The following is a 22,555-nucleotide window of genomic DNA, read 5'->3' as shown; positions in this document are numbered from 1 at the left end:
ACTGACTGTTCCTAAAGCTATACGCAGGCGGCACGCCTGCCCCTCAATAAAAATGCCGGACGATGAGGAGATGCCGCCTGAACGAGCGGTCGAACCCTCAACCCTCGGCGCTCGCAGATGTTCCCGCGAGCAATTCCCGGAGCCTGGTCCGCGCTCGATAGAGGCGCGTTTCGACTGTTTTCTCGCTGACCCGCAAAATGACCGCTGTTTCGGCCTGGCTGACCTCGTCGACACCGCGGAGGAGCAACACTTCGCGCAAATTCTGCGGCAGCTGATCGATCGCCCCGCGAACCCTGGCGAGCTCTCGCCTGTCGGTCGCCGCGGAATCGGGCCCAGGACCATCGCTTGCTACGTGATGCGCATTTTCGAGCGGGAGCGCGCGGGAGAAAAAGGCGCGCACCTTTCGCCGTCGTGCCCAGTCGCGACATTTGTTGAGCGCGATACGGGCGATCCATGTGCGGAAGGGGCGTTCGCCATCATAGCGATCGAGCGCCGAAAAGCCGGAGACGAACGTCTCCTGCGTCAAATCCATCGCCTCGTCGGCATCGCCGATCTGCTTTACGATGAGCCGGTAGACGCCCGTTTTGTAACGGCGCAGCAACTCGCGATAGGCGTCTTCGCGGTGCGCGCGCGCAAAGGCCGCCAGATCCTGGTCGCTACATTGCGATAGGTCGGCGCTCACCGCGCATCGGCGGTCAGCGCCTTGACCACGCTTTTGTCGAACATTTCCGCTTGATCGGGGTTGAGAACCCCGCGCATCGCGAAGAGATGCTGGAGCGTTTCCTTCTGCAATGTCCCCATCACCTCATGCGTCTCGTCGATCGCCTCGGTGACGCGCGGTCCATAGCCATGCTCGGCTTCGATCGCCTGCGCGAGCCGGACATTGGCGGCGCGCATCTCGAGTTCGAGCGCCTGGCGGCGACCGGCGAAGTCGGCTTCGATCCGCTCGAGTTTCTTTTCCTGCTCCGGGGTCAGGTCGAGTTGGCCGTGGAGAAGCGCATGAAGTTCGGTTTCGCTGGCTTTGGGCGCATCGGCTACCAGACGGCCGATGAACACGCCGGCAATCGCCGCGGCGAAGGCAATGAGCCCCAAGAGAAGAAGACGGCGCGACGGCATCGCTACTGTACATCCAGCAAGGTGGAAGGCACCAATGCGCTAGGCGGGCCGAATGGGGTCAGGGGGCTTGCCGCGACCGCCGGCTGGGAAATCGCACTCCCCGCAAAGACACCGCCGCCGAGCGAGACAAAGGCCGCGAGCGCCATCAGGCGGCGCATCGCTACCGCTTCGCGCCGGCGGATCGCCAATGCGCCCATGATGCGATCATCGAGCGCATCGAGCGCTGCGGGCAGATCGATCCTGTTCAAAATGCGAAGCTCCTTATCCATCGATCGTCTCTTCAAACCTTTCCATCATTGTACATACGCGCCGAAGCGCCTCACCCCTCACACCAGAATATTATTCCGGAATATTTGAGGGCCATGCCGATATCCTGCGTATTAGCAGGACAGACACGCATTTGGAGGTGTTCATGTTCAAGTCTCTTCTCCCCTCTGCAGCGGCGGCTTTCGCTCTGCTTCTCATGCCGGCCACGGCAAGCGCGCACACCAAGCTCGTCAGCTCGACGCCCGCCGCCAATTCGACCGTTTCGAAGGTCACGTCGGTCAATCTTCAGTTCAACGAAAAGATCGTCGCCTCGACCCTCAAGACCGAGCTGGTCATGACCGGCATGCCCGGCATGGCCAATCATGCCCCGATGAAGGTGCCTTACTCGTCGATGATGGGCAAAGAGGGCAAGTCGGCGATGCTGATGCTCAAGCGGCCGCTGACAGCCGGAACCTACAAGGTCACATGGTCGGCGGCGGGCGCTGATACCCACCGCATGGGCAGCGAATTCAGCTTCACCGTAAAGTAAAAGACGGTGGGGGACCCCGTTCTGATCGGCATCAGGTTCGCACTTTATGCGGACCTGATGCTCATCGCCGGCCTTGCTGCGTTCCCGCTTTTTGCGCTGACACGGAGCGAACGCCTTGCGCCGCAGTCGATGATGGCCTCGATCTGGCGCGCAGAGCGATGGCTCTGCGCCGCCGGACTGCTTCTCTCCATCTTGGGGATGGGCGTGCTCGCGGCTTCGATGCAGGGTGTGGGGCTCCTCTCCCTGGAACTCCAGCCTTTTTGGGACCTTGTTCGCGAGACCGAGGTCGGCACAGCCTGGGTCTACCGGAGCGCAGCGCTGCTGCTCGCGCTGGGAGTCGCGATCTGGATGGTCCGCTGGCCGACAACTTCGGCCGCCGTACTCGCGGCCGCGGGCTCGGTGGCCGTCGCGAGTCTGGTCTGGTCCGGCCACGCCGGCGCGACCGAAGGCGCCGCAGGCACCGTGCACCGGATCAGCGACATCTTGCACCTGATTGCAGCGGCGGTCTGGATCGGCGCGATCGGCGCCTTCCTGATCCTGATCTCACCACGTCGTGTCCGCGAATGGCCGGGCGGACTCCAAATTGCGGCGCGGAGCCTCGATCAATTCTCGCGCGTCGGTACGATCTGCGTCCTCGTCATCGCCGCCACCGGCCTCGTCAACAGCCAGATGATCGTCGGCGCCGAGAATCTCGGCCGTTCCCTCGGCTCGCCCTATGGACAATTGCTTCTCGCCAAGCTTGCGCTGTTCGGACTGATGCTGGCGCTCGCGGCGGCGAACCGCTGGCGGCTGACCCCGGCGCTCGCGGCCGCCGTCCCGGGGACCGATACCGACAATGTCGACGCCGACCCCGACCTCGCGATTGCAGCCATGCGCAGAAGCCTCATCATCGAAGCGTCGGCCGCGCTCGCCATACTCGCGCTGGTTGCCTGGTTCGGTACGCTCGAACCCTTCGTCACCGCCGATCCGGTTTGACCCCAAGCACCGCCTCTTGGTCGGGTTCGATCATGCTCGGGACCGGCTGGGCGCTCATTGACGCGCGCATCGGGAGCAGCCGTCCCCATAACCATGTGGCGCACCAGATCAGCCTCGCCATCGAACGCGACCTCGAAATTTCCGGTGATGCCGACCTGATAGTTCCCGCCGGACACGCCATTGCGATAGCGTCGCATGTCCGGCACCGCCTCGGGCCGCCGGGCGCCCTCGTGCGGTCATTTTATCTCGACCCGCTTTTTCGTGCCGGCACCCGGCTGTCCGCCGGATCGGCGCCTGTCCTGTTGACGCCGATAGAGACAGCCGGACTAGGTGACATCGCAAGCGGCGCGGACGCGAAGCGCTGGGCGTCCGACTATCTCGACCGCTCGCAGGCGCATCCGGTGGATGCCCGCCTGTCCGAAGTGCTCGCGGCCCCTGACGATTTGTCGACCGCGCGCGCCTTGGCCGACGTCGCCTGCCTTTCGCCCTCGCGCCTCCGCGAAATCGTCAGCCGCGACTTCGGCGTGCCTCCGGCCAAATTGCTGCAATGGCTCCAGCTTCAACGCGCCGTGCGGACGCTGGTCGGCGGCGGAGGTCTTGCCGACGCCGCGGCGGCGGGAGGCTTCGCCGATCAATCGCACTTCACGCGCCGCTGCGCTCAATGGCTAGGCGTGACGCCTTCGGCCGGCCTTAGTGCCTTCGCGTTCGAAATCGTGCCCTGAGCCGGATGCGCCTCGCACCGCGTCGCCCCGGCGAAACATTCAAGACTGCCGCGCCTGTTTGCCCTTAAGCGTCTCGTCGAGACCGGCGATTGCGGCCGCAATCCGGCGGCAAGCCAAAGCGTCGAAAGGAGACGGCCATGCCCGACCCGAAACCCGTAGCAAGATCCTACACGCCAGCGGCAGGATATCACTTCCTGACGCCCTTTTATGATTTCGGCGTCGCGGTGACAACGCGCGAGCGCGTGTGGCGCGACCGTCTCGTTCGCCATATGGCGCTCGGCGAGGGTGACGTCATTCTCGATATCGGCTCGGGTACGGGAAATCTTGCGCTGGCGATCGCTCGCCATAGCCGGGACGTCCGCTATCTTGGTTTCGACCCCGACGAGGCAGCGACGCGAATTGCCCGAACGAAGACCGCGCAGATTGTTCCACCGCCGGAGTTTCGAGTTGGCTTTTTCGCGGCTTCGGCGATCGATGACTGGCCCCCGCCTGCCAAGATTGCGATCTGCCTCGTCCTTCATCAGGTCGGGCTTGAGGAAAAGGCACGTCTGCTACGCGAGGCCCGGCAGGTGCTCGCGCCGGGCGGCAAACTCTATGTTGCCGACTATGGGGAACAGCGCAGCCGCCTCATGCGGTTGTTGTTCCGCCTCACGATCCAGCAGCTCGACGGCGTCCAGGACACCCAGCCCAACGCCGATGGATTGCTCCCGGTGCTGATGAGAGAGGCAGGCTTTTGCGATGTTCGCGAGCTTGAGACGTTCCGCACGCCAACCGGTGCGATCGGGATCATCGAGGCCCGAAAGCCCGGGACCTGACGGCACGGGGCAAAGAAAATCCAAGGGATAACCGCTCTTCTTGCGTATCGATAGAAGCGGCTCCATTCTGGAACCGCCAGGAACGACGCCAACGGCGAACTCGACCGGTGGCGTTTGGACCGCCCCGCCGCGAGGCGGGCATCCGACACATACGGGAGCGGCGGCGATGCACGATCATCAGGGCGCAGAAAAAGGCAGCGGGAGCACGACTGATCCGGTCTGCGGCATGATGGTCGATCCGGCCACCACACCTCATATCGCGACGCATAGCGGCAAGCATCACTATTTCTGCAGCGCAGGCTGCCTCGCCAAATTCGAGGCCGATCCCGATCTTTATGCCGCAAAACGCGAGCCGGCCGCAGCCGATGCACCCGAAGGCGCCATCTGGACCTGCCCGATGCATCCCGAGATCCAGCGCGCCGGCCCCGGAAGCTGCCCGATCTGCGGCATGGCACTCGAGCCCGTCATGCCGACAGCATCGGGCGGCCCCAGCGAAGAATATCGCGATATGCGGCGGCGCTTCTGGATCGGGCTCCTTCTCGCACTCCCGGTGGTTGCGCTCGAAATGGGCGGCCATCTGACAGGCCTTCATCAATTTGTCGGTCGCCAGACGAACAACTGGACCCAGATGTTGCTCGCGACTCCCGTCGTTCTATGGGCGGGCTGGCCCTTCTTCGAGCGCGCGTGGCTCTCAATCCGCAACAAAAGCCTCAACATGTTCACCCTCATCGCGATGGGGACCGGGGTCGCGTGGGGCTACAGCATGATCGCGGCGATCGTCCCCCAAATCTTTCCGGCTGCGTTCCGCGCCGATGATGGCTCGGTCGCGGTCTATTTCGAGGCGGCGGCGGTCATCACGGTGCTGGTGCTACTCGGGCAGGTGCTCGAACTCAGGGCCCGCGAAACGACGAGCGGCGCGATCCGCGCGCTCCTTGACCTCACACCGAAGCTCGCCCGGCGCGTCCGCAGCGATGGAAGCGACGAGGAGGTCGCGCTCGAGGACGTCGCGGTCGGTGACATGCTACGCATCCGTCCGGGCGAAAAAGTCCCCGTCGATGGCATCGTCGTAGAAGGCCGCGGCACGGTCGACGAATCGATGGTCACGGGCGAATCGATGCCGGTGACCAAGGCGGCCGGGGCGGCGCTGGTCGGCGGAACGATCAATCAAACGGGCGGCCTGCTCATGCGCAGCGAGAAGGTCGGGCGCGACACGATGCTCGCGCGAATCGTACAGATGGTCGCCGATGCGCAGCGCAGCCGCGCGCCGATCCAGCGTCTCGCCGATGCCGTTTCGGGCTGGTTCGTGCCCGGCGTCATCGTCGTCGCCATTGCCGCTTTCGTTGTCTGGTCGCTTCTGGGCCCCGTGCCCGCCATGGCCTATGGCCTTATCGCCGCCGTCTCGGTGCTCATCATCGCCTGTCCCTGCGCGCTCGGCCTCGCGACGCCAATGTCCATCATGGTCGGCGTGGGGCGCGGCGCCGAAGTTGGCGTGCTGATCAAAAATGCCGAGGCGCTTGAGCGGATGGAGAAGGTCGACACGCTCGTCGTCGATAAGACCGGGACGCTGACAGAAGGCAGACCCTCGGTCGTCGCCATCGAAGTCGCCGAAGGGTTCGAGGAAAACGACCTCCTCCGGATTGCCGCGAGCCTTGAGCGCAGCAGCGAACATCCATTGGCCGCCGCAATCGTCAAAGCGGCGGAAGACCGCGCCCTCGCGCTCGTCGAGCCATCGGGAGTCGACCAGCCGGTCGGCAAGGGCATCGTCGGGGTCGTCGACGACAAGGCGATCGTCCTCGGCAATGCGAACTTTCTCGAAGAATATGACGTCGATCTGGGCGCACTCGCCGAGGCGGCTGACCGGCTTCGTACAGACGGTGCAACGGCGATCTACATCGCGGTCAGCGGCAAGGCGGCCGGCGTCATCGCCATCGCCGATCCGGTCAAGGAGACGACGGGCGACGCACTCGCGGCGCTGCGCGAAGCCGGAATCAAGGTCATCATGCTAACCGGCGACAATCGCGTCACCGCCGAGGCGATCGCGCGGCGCCTCGGCATCGACGACGTCGAGGCCGATGTCCTCCCCGACCAGAAGAGCGCGGTCGTGCAGCGGCTGCGCGAAGAGGGCCGGATCGTCGCCATGGCCGGCGACGGGGTCAACGACGCCCCCGCGCTCGCCGCCGCCGACGTCGGCATCGCGATGGGCTCGGGAACCGATGTCGCCATCGAAAGCGCGGGTGTGACGCTACTGCGCGGCGACCTTCTGGGCATCGTGCGGGCGCGGCATCTCAGCCATGCGACGATGGCGAACATCCGTCAGAATCTCTTCTTCGCTTTCGCCTATAATGTCGCCGGGATTCCCGTCGCTGCGGGCGTGCTCTATCCGATTTTCGGACTATTGCTCTCGCCGGTCATTGCCGCCGCTGCAATGGCACTCTCGTCCGTCAGCGTCATTGCCAATTCTTTGCGGCTGCGCTTTGCCAGAATCTGATCGAAACCACGGGAGGCACTCGTGAAGTGTCGGCACAACAAGGGGAAATGATATGAGACGACTGACGATTACAGCAATCGCATTGGCCATGCTGGTGGCCGTCCCGGCTCAGGCGACCGAGCCTGCGGATTTTCAGGGCGCGGCGGCAGCGCTCGCGCAGTATAAATCGGCGATGGAGAAACTGGACCTGACCGGCGTCGAGGCCCTCTTTTCGCCAGACGCCCAGATATTCGAATCCGGCGGCGTTGAAGGGAATTTCGCCCACTATCGCGACCATCACCTGGGTCCCGAACTCAAGGAATTCAAATCCTTCACCTTCCGCAATTACAAGATTTCGGTTCGCGGCGAAGGAAATATCGCGATCGCAACCGAGACCTACAGCTTCTCGATTGTGCTCGCGAGCGGCGAGACCATCGAACGGGATGGCGTCGCTACGAGTGTCCTCAAACAGGACAACGGAAAGTGGCAGATCTTCAATCTCCACAGCTCCTCACGCAAGCCGAAGGTGCGACCGGCGGGTGGCAGCTGAGCGGGCAAAAAAGGGGCTAGTCCTCACGATCTCTCCGAACCCACACCTAGCAGGACGCATGAGCCCGAGCGGGTGTGGGCACCCTGAAATGGCTCGTCGCGGCAAGTACGGAAACGCCTGCCTCGTCTGTGACAAGGGCAAAGCTGTTGGGGTGCGTATCATCTGTTGCACAGCCGCCGCATTGCGTTCGGCTGCAAAGCTCAAGGCCTGTTATGCGGGAGATAGATAATGGAGCGATTTCGAACTTTCGATTTCCGAAAGCATATGCCGAGCGTGACGTTCACGCTGCTGGCGGTTGCCCTGATAGCGGGCGCGGGTGCGATCACCGTCTATCTCGGCCTATATAATATAGCGGCCGATGCCCCCCATAACCGGCTGACTTACAGCGTCATCGAAACATTCAGGGAGAAGTCCATCGCAGCGCGATCCGGATCGATCGCGGTGCCGGCAGATTTGGCGGCTCCGGCGCGGATCGCGTCGGGCGCAGGTCTCTATACCGAGATGTGCAGCGGCTGCCATCTCGCGCCCGGGATGGAAAAGACCGAAATGAGTCAAGGGCTGTATCCGCAAGCGCCCGTCTTGTTCAAAGGTTCGGAACGTTCGGCTGCGGAGCAATTCTGGATCATCAAGCATGGCATCAAGATGACCGCCATGCCGGCCTGGGGGAAAACGCATGATGATCGTCTCATCTGGGATATGGTCGCGTTTGTCCGAAAACTCCCTGGCCTGTCGCCGGCACAATATCAGGCTATTACGCAGAATGCGCCAATGGACCATGACGCGATGATGAAGGGCATGACAGAGGCGGAAGGCGCGAGTCAGAAACCAAGCGGAGCGGGCGAACACGCAGGGCACTGAGGTCGTCGACAATTATGCAGCGCCGGGCGTGAACGGGCTCGTTTCGACCTTCCATTCCCGCCCACCTTGCCGGTGGGACGGAAGGTTTCGCCTTTCGCTAAGGGCCGGATCGAGCGAACTGTCTTGGCCGGCAAGCCGCAGGTGGAAAACAGCAATTCGGAATGGATCAAGCGGGGGCTATAAACATGAAGCGCGATCTTGTTCGCGAACTGATCGAGCGCTGGCGCGGCGATTCCGGCTCGACCTATCAAAGCTGGTTCCTGTGGGAGGAACGACTGAAGAATTTTCGGTCGATCAGAAGAGGCATCTCGCAGGTCGTCGCCGAAATTGAGGCCGGCACCTTCGGAGCGGCATATCGGGGCTCGTCATTGGAGATCATTGTTCATTCAATCGCCGAGCAACGACAGATTTTCAAAGGTGCGGATCATGCTTTCTTGTGGAAGCCCAAACTCCGAATCCCGGACATCTACGAGAACGCCGACAATCAACGAGCTTTTGGCAGACTTCTTCACCATTGCTCCTGTTGCGATACCGCCGAGGAGGTCGTCGCCGGGATCCTCGCAATCGACAGACAGAAGATCAAGGGGTTGGGTCCTGCGGTAGCCAACATTCTCTATTTTCTGCATCCCACCCTTGTGCCTCCGTTCAATACGGCAATCGTAAAGGGCTACAACGCGCTGACGGGTGCGAATGTGAAGCTTGGCAGCTGGGAGCATTTTCTCGCGATGCGCGCGGGCATTCTGGATCTCAACGATTGCTACCGGGATCTTCTCTCCAACGATTTGGGCGCGATAGGAGGGCTGCTGTTCGATATCGGATCGGGACGGTTTCCAGCCCCACCGCTCAGCGGTTCGAGCGAAAATGCTCGCGATTGGATGGCCTTGCTGAATGAAACGCGCTCACAGTCCGACAAGTTCGATAAGGGGCTTGCAAATCAGAAAGAGAGCGACCGGACGCATAGCGAAGTCCAATCCTGGCTTCGGGACCTCGGCCTTGCACTTGGATATGACGTCTGGGTAGCGGCAAATGACCGGGGGCGCCTTCATGAGGGTGTACCGCTCGGGTCTCGATGCCTCGATAGCTTGCCGCATGCCATCGCAACCGCTCAAGGAAGCGATGCCATAAGACTGATCGACATCTTATGGCTCGAGCAATCGACGGCTACGGTCGCGGCGGCATTCGAAGTCGAGCATTCGACATCCATTTATTCCGGAATTGTCCGCATGCTTGATCTCGCGCTGAGCAGCGAGAATCTTCATTTGTCGACGCCACTTTTCCTGGTTGCACCCGATGCGCGAGAAGCCGATGTCCGCGCTCAGCTCCGACGCCCGGCTTTCAGCCGGATCGGTGATCTCGACATTTCCTACCTGCCCTACGCCGAGCTCGAACAGAACAGGGTCGCCATTGCCCGCTTCGGTACGGGCCTGAAGGCGATCAAGGCGATCTCCCATCCATTGCCGTGAGGCAGCCGACGACGCGTAGGCCTCCGAAAGCAGTTGGTCTTTGCATCCTCGCGGCGTCACAGGGAAAGCCGGGCATCGAAATCGCGCGCGCTACCGACGTTCAGGATGGGACTAGCCCGTATCTGTTCGTGCCATCTTACTGTCCGGCTCATCGTGCCATCAGCAGGGCCGTTCAAGTAACGGCGCCGGTGAGAACAGGGACATATCATGTCCTGCGTTCAGAGGAAGTATTCCCCCCGGGCGCAAGCGCCCAGGGGGACCGACGACCGTAGGGGAGTCGCCGGGGGACCTCGCAGGACGAGGAACCTCAGAAAAAGTAGCGCAGCTGCAATCCGTACTGGCGCGGCTCGCCGTAGATGTAGAGCGGAAGAGTAGGGTTCGAGACACCCGTCGCGTCCGTCCCGATCGTACTATAGCTCACATAGCGCTCGTTGGTGAGATTTCGGCCATAAAGCGCAATTTCCCACGCTTCGCTCGCCGGCTGCCATGCGACACGCCCATTTATAAGGGTCGTGGCGTTTCCGGAAAAAAGCGGATTGTTGCTGGGCTTGAAAAAGATGCTGTCGCGCCAGGAGATATCGGTCCGTAATGTCAGCATTCCGCCGCCCAGGGAGGCCTTATATTCTCCGCCGAGAGTGATGTTCCACTTCGGCGCGTTCGGCAGCCGCTTGCCCTTGAGGCTTGCGCCGACGTCGTCAAAATAGACATCGTAGCGCGCATCGAGATAAGCGATCGTGGATGTAAGCGTCAGGCGATCGAACGGCCGTGCCATCAGTTCCGCTTCAACGCCCTTGATCGTCGCCTTGCCGGCGTTGGTGGTACTGGCAACGCCATTATTATACTCGACCACCTGAAGATTGGTGTAATCATAATAGAAGGCCGAAAAATTAGCTCGAAGCCGGCGATCGAGGAGCGTCGACTTCAAGCCGACTTCGTAGCTCCAGACATACTCCGGGAGGAAAGGCCGCCCGTCTCCCAGCTGGAATCCACCCGATTTGAACCCGCGGGTTGCCGACGCATAAGCCATGACGTCATCGGCAAGGTCGTAATCGATCCCAATTTTCGGAGTCCAGGCGGTCCAGGATGATTTGGGCTGACCGGCATCGACCTGATTTCCGTTCAGCAGGACACGATATCCGAAATCCTTTTTTTCGTATGAGTATCGAAGCCCTCCGGTCAATCGCAGGCGGTCGATGAGTTCGTAGCTTGCTTGTCCGAAGAGCGCGAATGCATTCGTCGTATTGTTTTCCGGGATCGCGAGCCGACGACCCGGTTCGATGATCCGTATTTCGTCGTTGCCCTTTTCATTCAGATAGAATGCTCCGACGATCCAGCGCAGCTTGTCCGCATCGTTGTTGAGAAGTTGGAACTCTTGCGTGAAACTGCGGGAACGTTCGTAAAATTCGATATCGCGGAGGAAGAGGTCAGTCGAGTCAACGTCGAGCGCCTGGACGACCTTGCTCTTGCGCAGCGCCGTAATCGAGCGGAGCGTGACCGGGCCGCCGTCCCAGTTCATGGTCGAGGACACGCCCCAGGCATCGACATCGTAACGCGGCAGGCGGTCGAGTGCGGCCTCTTTGTCATTGGCCGGGATCGTCGCCCCCGCATCGACGAAGCCTTGCGGATAAAAGGGCCGAACAGACCGCGCGCCGGTCTCGCGATCACGGCTGGCATCCGCCCGCAACACGATCTCAAGACGGTCGCTCGCGTCAATCGCAAGCGTCAGTCGTCCAGCGAGATTATCTTCGTTTTGGTATCGCCGTCCCGAGACGACGTCGCGGTAGATGCCGTCGCGCTGGTTGGCAAGCAAGGTGAGGCGGCCTCGGACGCCCGCTCCAAGCGGTCCAGAAATCGTGCCGCTCAGCGAGCGCTTCTCGTAATTTCCGACGGTGAGTCCCAGCGCGCCAGTCAAATCCTCCGTAGGCATTTTGGAAATGATGTTGAGTGTGCCGCCGGCGGAGTTGCGACCGAAGAGAACGCCTTGCGGTCCGCGCAGCACCTCGATGCGTTCGACGTCGAACAAATCCTGATAGCTTGTGGTCGGGCGCGAGATGTAGACGCCGTCATAATGGACTGTCGTGCTGGGGTCGGTCGCAACGCCGAACGCCGAGGTGCCAATTCCACGAATATTGATGATCGCCATGGAATCGTTGGTGATCGACACGCCCGGCACAAAAAATTGGAGGTCTTCGACGTTTGATATGCCCGTTGCCGTAAGCGCCTCGCCGGTCATCGCTGTCACCGAGACGGGAACGGACTGCAGATTTTCCTCGCGCTTCTCCGCCGTTACGATGATCTCGGCGAGGCCGTCCGACTGGGCTTCCTGAGCCTGCGCGGGAAACGCGACCGCCACCGCAATCGCCGCCATCGAGCTTCGCTGCATTGCGCGCTTCGTCGACGAATAACAGTATAATTTGTTCATTATGCTTCCCCTGTTTCGAAGAACTGCCCTTTCGCGCAGCCCAAATGAGTTTCGGGGAAGTCGAGGACAAAAACATGCATGCCCGGAAACCGCTGCTTACGGCTTCCGGGTTCAAGCACCCAACATCCCCTACTGACATTGATTACGCACCAGAACGACTCATCCCTCAAAAATGGTTCGGGCGACGTAAAACCATCGGAATTGGGCTCCCCGATTTGTTCAGATCGCCAGGATGAAGTTGATCCGGAACGCCCAAAGGCTCCTACCTTCATCCAGAAGCGGCGCTTTTCGCTTCTGCCCCTCGTCGGAGCCTTGGTCGGCGCCGTGCACGTGACGCAATCGCTCGCTTGACCCTATGGTCAGGTCTTCCCCGTGGAAGCCTATTTGTTCGCTCTGATGCCGGTCCTAGCCGCGGAGATTCGATGGCGCCTGACCCAGGCACTTCGGACGGCCGTCGCAACTCCGGACGCGGCAGCGGCGAGACACTGCGGCTGCGATCCGCGCTAGCCTTCAGCTCGATGTCGCAGCCGGAGTTACCATCCCATCGCTTGTAGCCGGGATGCTGGAACCATTTGCGACCGATTGACACCAGTTTGAGGGAGGTGAGACGGGCCGTCAGCACCATCCGCCCCCAAGACCAGTCGGGCTAGATCTGCTCGAACGCCGCTATGATCGGGCAGTGGAGCGTGTCGGCGGCAGCGCATTGGCGCGACAGGCCCATGAGCGCGCGCCGCGCCACATCGAGTTCGGCGATCGTCTTTTCGATCGCCGCGATGCGCGCGTCGGCCAGTTCGCGCGCTCGCGCGCGATCGCTCGACGCGTCGAGTTCGAGCAGTTCGGCGATCTCGGTGAGCGTAAATCCCGCTGCCTGTGCCGATTTGATGAAGCGCAGACGGCGCAGAACCGCCTCGTCGTAACGCCGGACTCGGCCTTCCGACGGGGCGCTGGCCGACTGAGGCGGAACGGGCAACAGGCCGCGGCGTTGGTAATAGCGGATCGTCTCGACATTGACGCCGCCCTGCCGGGCAAGCTGGCCGATGGTCATGTCACGCAAGGCCTTGACTCCGTACTATGGTACGGAGCCTATATAGCGGGAAGCGATCGGGAATCAAGAAAGGCGAATCGATGAATATGCAGGTTCAGCGCGCGAACGAAAGCGCGCCAGCGCACACTGGTGCGGCGGTTTCGGGCAAGCCGCGGGCGACCATCTATCGCATGGTGATGGAGCAGCATATCTGCCCCTATGGCCTGAAGGCGCTGCATCTGTTGCGCAGCCGCGGCTACGACGTCGAGGATGTCTGGCTGACGACCCGCGAGGAAACCGACGCCTTCAAGGCGAAGCATAGCGTCGCGACGACGCCGCAGACCTTCATCGAAGGCGAGCGGATCGGCGGTCACGATGATCTGAGGCGCCATCTCGGTCTGAAAGTCCGCGATCCAAAGGCGCTAACCTATAAGCCCGTCATCGCGCTCTTCTCTATCACCGCGCTGATGGCGCTGGCCGTCAGCCAGGCGGTGTCGGGCACGCCCTTCACGATCCGTACCGCCGAATGGTTTATCGGGTTCAGCATGGCGTTGCTTGCCTTCCTCAAGCTCCGCGACATCGAGAGCTTCTCGAGCATGTTCCTGAACTATGACCTGCTCGCCAAACGCTGGGTGCCCTATGCCACCCTCTATCCTTTTGCCGAAGCACTGGCCGGCATTTTGATGATTTCGGGAGCGCTAAGCTGGATTTCGATTCCGGTGGCGCTGTTCATCGGGATCATCGGCGCCGTGTCGGTGTTCAAGGCGGTGTATATCGACAAGCGCGAACTCAAATGCGCCTGCGTCGGCGGCGACAGCAATGTGCCGCTGGGTTTCATCTCACTGACCGAAAATCTGATGATGATCGCCATGGCGCTGTGGATGCTGGTCGCGCCCGTCGCCATGACGATGGGCCATTTTTAACGGGTCTGGCGTAACCGCGAGGGGATAGCCGGCGAACAAGTGAGCGGTATCTCTACCCCGGTTTAGATTGACGCCAAGTTTGACAAGGATCATGCTTCGACCGTGAAACGCTGGCTCACCTTTCTACTTCTTGTCGGAGCCGTACTCGGCCTTCTGGCGCAGGAGGCCGCATTTGCCGCTGCGCCCGCGCTCCCGTCGGCCGAGACGGCGTCCGCGGCGGCGATGAGCGACGAATGCGCGGAGATGATGGGGATTGAAAAATCCCAGAAGAGCGCTCCGTGCCAAGGCCTCACGCTCGACTGCATCGCGAAGATGGGCTGCGCGCTCCCGCCCGCCGTCGTCTCTCCGGCTATCCCCCTTGCCGAAAAGACATTTGTCGCCGGCTCCTTCGATCCGCTTCCTGTCCGGCGGCTCGCCGGAAGAACATTCGGCCCCGAACCCGACCCGCCCCTATTTCTTGCCTGAATTGCCGACGCGCACCGGCTCGTCCCGGCGCGCGGTTTCACGCTTTTCAATCAAGGAATTCAACATGAAACCGTTTTTTGCCGTTGCCGCGCTCGCGGCAGCAACGCTTGCCGCTCCCGTCCTCGCCCAAGAACCGTCCGGCGGCCATCATGAATGGCAGACCCGCCAGGTGCCAGGGCCGAACAAGTCCAATACCACCTCGCGAGTCCGCGTCTGGGTCAAGGACAAGCCGGGACAGATGGCGCATTGCGACTGCGACATGATGAAGGTGAGTCCGGCGGACTGCATGAAGAATATGTCCGGCGACCAAAGGATGCCCCCGCAAGGGTAACGGTCTTTCTTCCCCGGCGTACAGACGCCGGGGAGGCTTTCGCCCAGTCCACAGCAGGGGGACATCATGCGCCCATATTTTACGGCAGCCTTGCTTGCGCTGCCCTCGGCTCTTCACGCCGAGCCGATGACGCTCGATTCGGCGCTCAGCCGAGCAGCATCGGAGGCACCCGAACTGCAAAGCCGCGAAGCGGGCGTCGACGCCGCCCAATCGGCGGCGATCGCCGCCGACCGGCTGCCCGACCCGAAACTCAATATCGTCCTCCAGGATTTCCCGGTGACCGGACCCGACGCGGGCCGGTTCAATCGCGACGATTTCACGATGCAGGTCATCGGCGTCAGCCAGGATTTTCCGAACCCCGCCAAACGCCGCGCGCGCGCGACCCGCGCGCAGGCCGACATTGGAATCGCCCGCGCCGACGAAGCGGTCACCGCGCAGGACATCAGGCTCGCGACCGCGCTCGCCTGGGTCGATCTCTATTATGCCAAGAAGGAGCTGAAGGAACTCGACCTGCTCGATAGCGGCCTCGAGGACCTTCAATCGACCGTGACGGCGCGGCTTGCCAGCGGTGCGGCGCGCCCGGCGCAGGCGCTCGAACCCGATCAGCTTCGCGCCGCGATCAACGATCGCCGCAGCGCGCTCGCCGCCGAGATCGCCCGCGCCCGCGCGCAGCTCGCCCGCTTCACCGGCGACCCCGCCGCCGACACGCTCGGCGACTTGCCGCCGCAGTCGATCGACGAACAAGGATTGCGCGCCGGCATCGACGCCCTGCCAAAGCTCAGAGCACTCGATGCCCGCGCCCTCGCCGCCGACGCCGAGACCGGTCTCGCACGCGCCGACAAGCGACCCGACTGGAGCGTCAACGCGGCCTATGGGCGCCGCGAGCCCAATTACGGTGATCTCGTCACGGTCGGGGTCACCGTCGACCTGCCCTTCTTCTCGAAAAAGCGGCAGGACCCCAAGATCGCCGCGCGCGCCAGCGAGGCGATGCGCGCCCGGCTCGACCGCGAGGCTGCCAAGCGCGACATCGCGGCAGCGCTCGACGCCGATCTCGCCGATCACCGCATGCATCATGAGCAGCTCGCCAATGCACGTACGCGGCTCGTGCCGCTCGCGAAGAAGCGCGCCGAGCTCGATCTTGCAAGCTACGCCGCCGGAAAGCTCGACCTCGGGACCGCGCTCCTGTCGACTCTCGCGCTTGCCGAGGCCGAAGTCGATGCGCTGGCGCGCGAAGCCGAGGTCGCGCGCGACGCGATCCGGATCAATTATATTTATGGGGAGGCAGGTCGATGACCGATGCAACATCAGCGGCGCGCTGGCGCGTCGCAATCCTGGCCACGGTGCTGATCGCGGGCGGCGGCGGTTATTGGTTGGGACAGAGCGGCAAGAGCGATGCACCAACCGAGACGGCAAGCGGCGGGCGCAAGATCCTCTACTATTATGATCCGATGTTCCCGAACCAGAAGTTCGACAAGCCCGGCAAGTCGCCCTTCATGGACATGCAGCTCGAGCCCAAATATGCCGACGAGGGTGGCGGCGCGGCGCCCGGCGTGTCGATTGACCCGTCGGCGCGTCAGAGCCTCGGCATAAGAGTGGTCGCGGCCGAAATGGGGAGCCTTGCCGCAACCTTCGACGTCAATGGCAGTGTGGATTTCAACCAGCGCGATGTCGCGATCGTCCAGGCGCGCTCGGGCGGCTTCGTCGAACGCGTCTATCGCCTCGCGCCTGGCGATGTCATCGGCGCCGGTGCGCCGATCGCCGAATTGCAATTGCCTGAATGGGGCAGCGCCCAGACCGAATATCTGAGCGTCAAGAAGCTCGGCAAACCTGAACTCACGGCGGCCGCGCGGCAGCGGCTGCGGCTGATGGGCATGCCCGAAGGCGTGATCGCCGAGGTCGACCGGAGCGGACGGACCGGCGGCAGACTGACGGTGCGCGCGCCGATCGGCGGCGTGGTCCAGACGCTCAATGCCCGTGCAGGCGTGACTCTCGCCTCGGGGCAGACACTTGCCGAAATCTCGGGACTTGGAACGGTGTGGCTCAATGCCGCGCTCCCCGAAGCGCAGGCCGGACTGGTGAAGATCGGCCAACCTGCCACCGCGAACCTCACCGCCTTTCCCGGCGAGGCTTTTACCGGGCGGGTCGTCGCGATCCTGCCGACCGCAGCGGCGGACAGCCGGACGCTGACAGTGCGCATCGAGCTCGCCAACCGCGGCGGTCGCCTACGCCCCGGCATGTTCGCCGTCGTCGCGCTCGGCGGGGACGCCAAGCCAACGCTGCTGGTGCCAAGCGAAGCGGTGATCCGCACCGGCACGCGCAGCATCGTGATGCTCGAGAAGGGCGACGGACGCTACCATCCCGCCGAAGTGGTCGCCGGACGCGAAGGCGGCGGCAAGACCGAGATATTGCGAGGGCTCGCCCCCGGCGAGAAGGTCGTCGCGTCGGGCCAGTTCCTGCTCGACTCCGAGGCGAGCCTGACCGGTCTCACGGTTCGTCCGCTGGAGCCAGCGCAATGATCGCACGCATTATTCGCGCCTCGGTCGCGGCGCGCGGGCTTGTCGTCGCTTCGGCGCTGATCCTGACCTTGCTCGGGATCGCCGCGGTGCGCACGACTCCGGTCGACGCCCTGCCCGACCTGTCGGACGTCCAGGTCATCGTCCGCACCAGCTATGCGGGACAGGCACCGCGGATCGTCGAGGACCAGGTCACCTATCCGATCACGACGACGATGCTCTCGGTGCCGGGCGCGCGCGTGGTGCGCGGCTACAGCTTCGTCGGCGACAGCTTCGTCTATGTCCTGTTCGACGACGGCACCGATCCCTATTGGGCGCGCAGCCGCGTGCTCGAATATCTGAGCCAGGTGCAAAGCCGTCTCCCCGAGGGCGCGCGCGCGAGCATCGGTCCCGACGCGACCGGGGTCGGGTGGATCTATGAATATGCGCTCGTCGACAAAAGCGGCCGCCACGATCTTGCCGAGCTCCGCAGCCTCCAGGACTGGTTCCTGCGCTTCGAACTGAAGTCAGTGCCGGGCGTCGCCGAGGTCGCGAGCATCGGCGGCATGGTGCGCCAATATCAGATCATCGTCGATCCGCAGAAGCTTGCCGCCTTCGGCGTGACCGCAACCGACGTGGCAGACGCCCTCAAGCGCGCAAACCAGGAAAGCGGCGGCGGCAGCCTCGAACTCGCCGAGGCCGAATATATCGTGCGCGCGGGCGGCTATCTGAAATCGCTCGACGATTTCCGCAGCGTCCCGATCCGCACCGCCGGCGGCGGCATCCCGGTGACGGTCGGCGATGTTGCGACGGTCCAGATCGGCCCCGACACGCGGCGCGGCATCGCCGAACTCAATGGCGAGGGCGAGGTCGCGGGCGGCGTGATCGTCATGCGCGAGGGCAAGAATGCCCGCGAGGTCATCGACGGCGTGCGCGCCAAGCTCGCCGAGCTCAAGCGCAGCCTGCCGCCGGGGGTCGAGATCGTCACCACCTACGACCGTTCGGGGCTGATCGATCGTGCGGTCGACAATCTCACCTCGAAGCTCGTCGAAGAATTCATCATCGTCGGGCTCGTCTGCGCGCTGTTCCTGTGGCACGCCCGGTCGGCGCTGGTCGCCATCCTGACCCTGCCGCTCGGCATCCTCATCGCCTTCATCGTCATGCGGCTGCAGGGGCTCAACGCCAATATCCTGTCGCTCGGCGGCATCGCGATCGCGGTCGGCGCGATGGTCGATGCGGCGGTGGTGATGATCGAAAATGCCCACAAGCATCTCGAACATTGGGAGCGCGATCATCCGGGCGAGGAATTGAAGGGCGCCGAGCGCTGGCGCGTCATCACCGATGCCGCCGCCGAGGTCGGCCCGGCGCTGTTCCTCAGCCTTCTCATTATCACCTTCTCCTTCTTGCCGATCTTCACGCTCGAAGGCCAGGAAGGGCGGCTCTTCGCGCCGCTCGCCTTCACCAAGACCTATGCGATGGCGGCCGCTGCGATCCTCTCGATCACGCTCATCCCGGTGCTGATGGGCTGGCTGATCCGCGGAAAGATCCCGGCCGAACAGGCCAATCCGGTCAACCGCTGGCTGACCCGCGCCTATCGCCCGGCACTCGACTGGGTGCTCGAACGGCCGAAAAAGGCGCTCCTCATCGCCGGCCTCGTCTTCGCCACCAGCCTCTGGCCGATGACCCAGATCGGCGGCGAGTTCATGCCGCAGATGCATGAGGGCGATCTCCTCTACATGCCCTCAGCGCTTCCCGGCATCTCAGCAGCGCGGGCGTCGAGCCTGCTCCAGCAGACCGATCGGCTGATCAAGACGGTGCCAGAGGTCGAAAGCGTGTTCGGCAAGGCGGGCCGCGCCGACAGCGCCACCGACCCCGCGCCGCTCGAGATGTTCGAGACGACGATCCGCTTCAAGCCGAAGGACCAGTGGCGCCCCGGCATGACCGAGGAGAAATTGATCGAGGAGCTCGACGCGCGGGTCCGGGTCCCTGGGCTCGCCAATTTCTGGATCCCGCCGATCCGCAACCGCATCGACATGCTCGCGACCGGGATCAAAAGCCCGGTCGGCATCAAGGTCGCGGGCTCGGATCTTGCCGAGATCGACCGCACCGCGAAGCGCATCGAGGGCGTAGTCAGGACCGTCCCCGGCGTCGCCTCGGCGCTGGCCGAGCGCCTGACTGGCGGCCGTTATATCGACGTCGACATCGATCGCGCCGCCGCGGGGCGCTATGGTCTCAACGTCGCCGACGTGCAGGCGATCGTCGCGGGCGCGATCGGCGGCGAGACGATCGGCCAGACGGTCGAGGGGCTCGCGCGCTATCCGATCAGCGTCCGCTATCCACGCGAGATGCGCGACAGCATCGGCGAGCTCGCGGCCCTTCCGATCCTGACGCCGTCGCGCCAGCAGATCACGCTCGGGACGGTGGCGAGCGTCAAGGTCAGCGACGGGCCGCCGATGCTGCGCAGCGAGAATGGCCGCCCGGTGACCTGGATCTATGTCGACAGCCGCGGCCGCGATTTGCAGGGTCTGGTGCACGACATCCAGCGGGCGATCGCGCGCGATGTCGAGCTGCCCCCCGGCGTCAGCATCTCCTACACCGGGCAGTTCGAGTTCCTCGTTCGTGCGACCGAGCGGATGAAGGTGGTCGTGCCGGTCACGCTCGCGATCATCTTCATCCTGCTCTACCTCACCTTCCGCCGCTGGGACGAGGCGCTGCTCATCATGGCGACCTTGCCCTTTGCACTCACCGGCGGGCTCTGGCTGCTCTATCTGCTCGGTTACAACCAGTCGGTCGCGAGCGCGGTCGGGTTCATCGCGCTCGCCGGCGTCGCCGCCGAGTTCGGGGTCGTCATGCTCATCTACCTCAAGCATGCGCTCGCCGATCGCGGCGATGGCGACATATTGGCCGCGGTTCGCGAAGGCGCGCTGCTCCGCGTCCGCCCGAAGGCGATGACCGTTGCGGTTATCCTCGCGGGCCTGTTCCCGATCCTCGTCGGGACCGGCACCGGCTCCGAAGTGATGAGCCGCATCGCCGCGCCGATGATCGGCGGCATGCTCACCGCGCCGCTGCTGTCGATGCTTATCATTCCCGCCGCCTATCTGCTGATGCGAAGGCGTGCGGCTCATCCCGTCCAACCCGAAGGAGAAACGACATGAATAAACTCACTGCGATTACGCTCAGCCTTGCGCTCGGCGCTGGACTTGTCGCCTGCGGCAAGCAAGGCGAAGCACCGAAGACGGAAGAAAAGGCCGCGATGGCCGATGACACAGGGACCATGGCGGCCCCGGCCGAAACGAAGCATGGCAAGGGCACGGCGACCGTGACCGCGATCGATACGGCAAAAGGCCAGGTCACGCTCGATCATGGCGCGATCGCCGAACTCGAATGGCCGCCGATGACGATGGGTTTTGCGGCGAAACCCGAGCTGCTGAAGGACATCAAGGTCGGCGACAAGGTCGCGTTCGAGCTCAATTGGGACGGCAAGGCCGGGACGATCACCAAGCTCGACAAGGCGCCGTAACGCGCCGCCATTGCGCGCGGTGGCCCTAGTTGCCGCGCGCAATGGCTGCTTTGGGGCGCTGGCGGAAGACGGCTGTACTCGAACCTAGTCGGACAGCGCCTCCAGAAGCGGGCAGCCCCCGGCATCGCCGGCGCCGCACGCCTCGACAAGATCGCCCAAGACAGCGGCCATCCGGTCGAGGTCGGCGCGCTTGGCGAGGACGTCGGCAAGCTGGCTCTCGGCCATATGGCGCGCCTGATCGCAGCTATGGCCGCCGCCTTCGGCAAGAAGGAGCAAAGTCCGGACCGTATCGAGGGGAAACCCCAGTTCGCGCGCGCGGCGCACAAATGCAAGGCGCCGCACACCAGCTGAATCATAACGGCGAAATCGCCCGTACCGGACCGGCGCGGGCAGAATGCCGATGCGCTCATAATAGCGGATCGTCTCGATATTGCAGCCGGTAAGCCGAGAAAGCTCGCCGATGGGGATGGTGCTTGAGGGGGCCATTGCGATTCCGCTTGCATCTGTAGTCACTACAGATGGTAGACTTGCCGCTACCGCGAAACAAGGAGTTTGAATTTGGCTGGAGATGCAAGGCGTCCAAAAGGATTTGGGGCCATTTCGCTGGCGCTTGGCGGGATCGCATCGGGCTTTCTCGCAGCCACCTGCTGCGCCCTCCCCATGCTGCTGGCCTCGGCGGGGCTCGGGTCCGCCTGGCTCGTCGGCATAGCGGTCCCGGCCGCGCCCTACCGGCTCTGGTTCGTCGCATTCGGCGCAATTTCGCTCGTCGCCGGTGGCGTCCTGCTGGCGCGCCAGCAGATGCGCGCGGCGCGCTGCGGCGCCGATGGCCTGTGCGTGCCCGCGTCGCTGCGCTTTGTGACCCTGATCGGACTGCTCCTCGCCGCCGTCCTCCTCTGGCTCGGCTATCGCTATGCTTGATCCCTCGCCGGTCCTGCAATCGACGCTGACGTGTCCGCTCTGCGGTCAAATCGCCGACGAAATCATGCCCACCGATGCGTGTCAGTATTTCTACGACTGCAAGGGATGCGGCGCGCTGCTCAAGCCGCTGCCAGGAGACTGCTGTGTCTTCTGTTCCTATGGCACGGTACCCTGCCCGCCAATACAGGTTGACGGCGGCAAGGGCAGTTGCTGCGGCTGAGCCGCAAGCCGCCGACAGTCCCGATAGCGCGGCGGCTAGGCATTTCCGGCGGCGATGGCCTCGATGACCCGGCAATCCGACACCGGCCCGCCATCGCAGAGCTGGACGATACGGGCAAGTTCAGCACGGAGCCGCGCCATCCGTTCCAGCTTTTCATCGACATCGAGCAGGTGACGCGCCGCAACTGCGCGGATTTCGGCGCAGTCCTGCCCCGGCCCCAAGGCCAGCGCCGTCAACGACCGGATTTCATCGATCGAAAAGCCGAGGCCGCGGGCATTGCGGATGAATGCGAGGCGCCCGACATCCTCATCCCCGTAGGTGCGCCGGCCAGAGGCTGTGCGCGCTGCGCAAGGCAGCAATCCGATATCCTCATAGAAGCGGATCGTGTTTACCTTGGTGCCGGTGCGTTTCGCCAGGCCGCCGATCGGCAGCCGCGTGTCGCGCGCCATCTCCCTTCCTCTCAGTCTCGTTTCGATTT

At 63.4% G+C, this 22,555-nt stretch carries 24 protein-coding genes; 17 read left to right on the top strand and 7 right to left on the bottom strand.

Annotated features, from left to right (window positions below; all coding sequences use genetic code 11):
- Positions 1-97: 97 nt before the first annotated feature.
- Genes SKP52_RS22640 through SKP52_RS22630 form a run of 3 tightly spaced genes read right to left on the bottom strand, consistent with a single transcriptional unit; the run spans position 98 to position 1,385 of the window.
- On the bottom strand, positions 98-682 hold the full coding sequence (locus SKP52_RS22640; protein ID WP_003046398.1) for an RNA polymerase sigma factor: 585 nt from the start codon (positions 680-682) through the stop codon (positions 98-100).
- Positions 679-1,116 carry a periplasmic heavy metal sensor gene (locus SKP52_RS22635; RefSeq protein ID WP_003046401.1) on the bottom strand — a complete coding sequence of 146 codons (438 nt, stop codon included), beginning with the start codon at positions 1,114-1,116 and terminating at the stop codon, positions 679-681. Before SKP52_RS22635 ends, SKP52_RS22640 begins: the two co-directional genes overlap by 4 nt.
- A 2-nt stretch (positions 1,117-1,118) precedes the next feature.
- The gene (locus SKP52_RS22630; RefSeq protein ID WP_003046403.1) at positions 1,119-1,385 is read right to left on the bottom strand and encodes a hypothetical protein; all 267 of its coding nucleotides are present in this window, start codon (positions 1,383-1,385) and stop codon (positions 1,119-1,121) included.
- Positions 1,386-1,528: 143 nt separating this feature from the next.
- Between SKP52_RS22630 and copC the strand changes: the two genes are divergently transcribed.
- The 8 genes from copC (at position 1,529) to SKP52_RS22590 (ending at position 9,762) form a co-directional block, all read left to right on the top strand.
- Entirely contained in the window at positions 1,529-1,912 is a 384-nt protein-coding gene (copC, locus tag SKP52_RS22625; RefSeq protein WP_011542702.1) for a copper homeostasis periplasmic binding protein CopC, read from the top strand.
- A gap of 6 nt (positions 1,913-1,918) precedes the next feature.
- A complete protein-coding gene (gene copD / locus SKP52_RS22620) occupies positions 1,919-2,887 on the top strand; it encodes a copper homeostasis membrane protein CopD (protein ID WP_003046408.1) in 969 nt (322 codons plus the stop codon).
- Between the two features lie 32 nt (positions 2,888-2,919).
- Positions 2,920-3,609, top strand: coding sequence for a helix-turn-helix domain-containing protein (locus tag SKP52_RS22615; protein ID WP_039578977.1), 690 nt, complete (start codon positions 2,920-2,922; stop codon positions 3,607-3,609).
- Positions 3,610-3,746: 137 nt separating this feature from the next.
- Positions 3,747-4,424: a class I SAM-dependent methyltransferase gene (locus SKP52_RS22610; protein ID WP_003046415.1), complete on the top strand. Its 678-nt coding sequence runs from the start codon at positions 3,747-3,749 to the stop codon at positions 4,422-4,424.
- Between the two features lie 166 nt (positions 4,425-4,590).
- Entirely contained in the window at positions 4,591-6,912 is a 2,322-nt protein-coding gene (locus tag SKP52_RS22605) for a heavy metal translocating P-type ATPase (RefSeq protein ID WP_039578973.1), read from the top strand.
- A gap of 52 nt (positions 6,913-6,964) precedes the next feature.
- Complete coding sequence (locus SKP52_RS22600; RefSeq protein ID WP_037553291.1) at positions 6,965-7,441, top strand: YybH family protein; 477 nt, start codon at positions 6,965-6,967, stop codon at positions 7,439-7,441.
- Between the two features lie 264 nt (positions 7,442-7,705).
- Positions 7,706-8,299, top strand: a complete 594-nt coding sequence (locus SKP52_RS22595; RefSeq protein WP_223181176.1) for a c-type cytochrome — start codon at positions 7,706-7,708, stop codon at positions 8,297-8,299.
- A gap of 185 nt (positions 8,300-8,484) precedes the next feature.
- Positions 8,485-9,762, top strand: a complete 1,278-nt coding sequence (locus SKP52_RS22590) for a hypothetical protein (protein ID WP_011542709.1) — start codon at positions 8,485-8,487, stop codon at positions 9,760-9,762.
- 307 nt (positions 9,763-10,069) lie between these two features.
- Here SKP52_RS22590 and SKP52_RS22585 read toward each other — a convergent pair whose 3' ends face one another.
- Both SKP52_RS22585 and SKP52_RS22575 read right to left on the bottom strand, forming a co-directional pair.
- Positions 10,070-12,184, bottom strand: coding sequence for a TonB-dependent receptor (locus tag SKP52_RS22585; protein ID WP_058455286.1), 2,115 nt, complete (start codon positions 12,182-12,184; stop codon positions 10,070-10,072).
- 646 nt (positions 12,185-12,830) lie between these two features.
- A complete protein-coding gene (locus SKP52_RS22575; RefSeq protein WP_039578962.1) occupies positions 12,831-13,229 on the bottom strand; it encodes a MerR family transcriptional regulator in 399 nt (132 codons plus the stop codon).
- A gap of 80 nt (positions 13,230-13,309) precedes the next feature.
- Between SKP52_RS22575 and SKP52_RS22570 the strand changes: the two genes are divergently transcribed.
- The 7 genes from SKP52_RS22570 to SKP52_RS22540 all read left to right on the top strand — a co-directional run bounded on the left by SKP52_RS22570 (position 13,310) and on the right by SKP52_RS22540 (position 20,939).
- Positions 13,310-14,131: a MauE/DoxX family redox-associated membrane protein gene (locus SKP52_RS22570; RefSeq protein WP_294033990.1), complete on the top strand. Its 822-nt coding sequence runs from the start codon at positions 13,310-13,312 to the stop codon at positions 14,129-14,131.
- Between the two features lie 102 nt (positions 14,132-14,233).
- Complete coding sequence (locus SKP52_RS22565; protein WP_039578959.1) at positions 14,234-14,596, top strand: hypothetical protein; 363 nt, start codon at positions 14,234-14,236, stop codon at positions 14,594-14,596.
- The gene (locus SKP52_RS22560; RefSeq protein ID WP_228383749.1) at positions 14,589-14,927 is read left to right on the top strand and encodes a hypothetical protein; all 339 of its coding nucleotides are present in this window, start codon (positions 14,589-14,591) and stop codon (positions 14,925-14,927) included. The genes SKP52_RS22565 and SKP52_RS22560 overlap by 8 nt, the downstream gene beginning before the upstream one ends.
- A 66-nt stretch (positions 14,928-14,993) precedes the next feature.
- Positions 14,994-16,220 carry a TolC family protein gene (locus SKP52_RS22555; protein ID WP_003046442.1) on the top strand — a complete coding sequence of 409 codons (1,227 nt, stop codon included), beginning with the start codon at positions 14,994-14,996 and terminating at the stop codon, positions 16,218-16,220.
- Positions 16,217-17,443 (top strand): efflux RND transporter periplasmic adaptor subunit, encoded by a 1,227-nt coding sequence (locus SKP52_RS22550; RefSeq protein WP_039578955.1) that lies wholly within the window; start codon positions 16,217-16,219, stop codon positions 17,441-17,443. The genes SKP52_RS22555 and SKP52_RS22550 overlap by 4 nt, the downstream gene beginning before the upstream one ends.
- The gene (locus SKP52_RS22545; RefSeq protein WP_039578951.1) at positions 17,440-20,574 is read left to right on the top strand and encodes an efflux RND transporter permease subunit; all 3,135 of its coding nucleotides are present in this window, start codon (positions 17,440-17,442) and stop codon (positions 20,572-20,574) included. Before SKP52_RS22550 ends, SKP52_RS22545 begins: the two co-directional genes overlap by 4 nt.
- Positions 20,571-20,939: a copper-binding protein gene (locus SKP52_RS22540; protein ID WP_003046451.1), complete on the top strand. Its 369-nt coding sequence runs from the start codon at positions 20,571-20,573 to the stop codon at positions 20,937-20,939. Before SKP52_RS22545 ends, SKP52_RS22540 begins: the two co-directional genes overlap by 4 nt.
- A gap of 84 nt (positions 20,940-21,023) precedes the next feature.
- Here the strand turns inward: SKP52_RS22540 and SKP52_RS22535 are convergent, their stop codons facing one another.
- Positions 21,024-21,425 (bottom strand): MerR family transcriptional regulator, encoded by a 402-nt coding sequence (locus SKP52_RS22535; protein ID WP_003046453.1) that lies wholly within the window; start codon positions 21,423-21,425, stop codon positions 21,024-21,026.
- Positions 21,426-21,599: 174 nt separating this feature from the next.
- On the opposite strand from SKP52_RS22535, the gene SKP52_RS22530 reads away from it, so the two are divergent.
- Together SKP52_RS22530 and SKP52_RS27395 are read left to right on the top strand one after the other, a co-directional pair.
- The gene (locus tag SKP52_RS22530; RefSeq protein ID WP_003046455.1) at positions 21,600-21,857 is read left to right on the top strand and encodes a hypothetical protein; all 258 of its coding nucleotides are present in this window, start codon (positions 21,600-21,602) and stop codon (positions 21,855-21,857) included.
- The gene (locus tag SKP52_RS27395) at positions 21,850-22,077 is read left to right on the top strand and encodes a GDCCVxC domain-containing (seleno)protein (RefSeq protein WP_081611194.1); all 228 of its coding nucleotides are present in this window, start codon (positions 21,850-21,852) and stop codon (positions 22,075-22,077) included. Before SKP52_RS22530 ends, SKP52_RS27395 begins: the two co-directional genes overlap by 8 nt.
- Before the next feature lie 35 nt (positions 22,078-22,112).
- Here SKP52_RS27395 and SKP52_RS22525 read toward each other — a convergent pair whose 3' ends face one another.
- Positions 22,113-22,526, bottom strand: coding sequence for a MerR family transcriptional regulator (locus SKP52_RS22525; RefSeq protein WP_003046458.1), 414 nt, complete (start codon positions 22,524-22,526; stop codon positions 22,113-22,115).
- Between the last annotated feature and the right edge of the window lie 29 nt (positions 22,527-22,555).

The sequence above is a fragment of the Sphingopyxis fribergensis genome, assembly GCF_000803645.1.
Classification (GTDB): domain Bacteria; phylum Pseudomonadota; class Alphaproteobacteria; order Sphingomonadales; family Sphingomonadaceae; genus Sphingopyxis; species Sphingopyxis fribergensis.
This window is presented reverse-complemented; position numbering and strand designations above follow the sequence as displayed.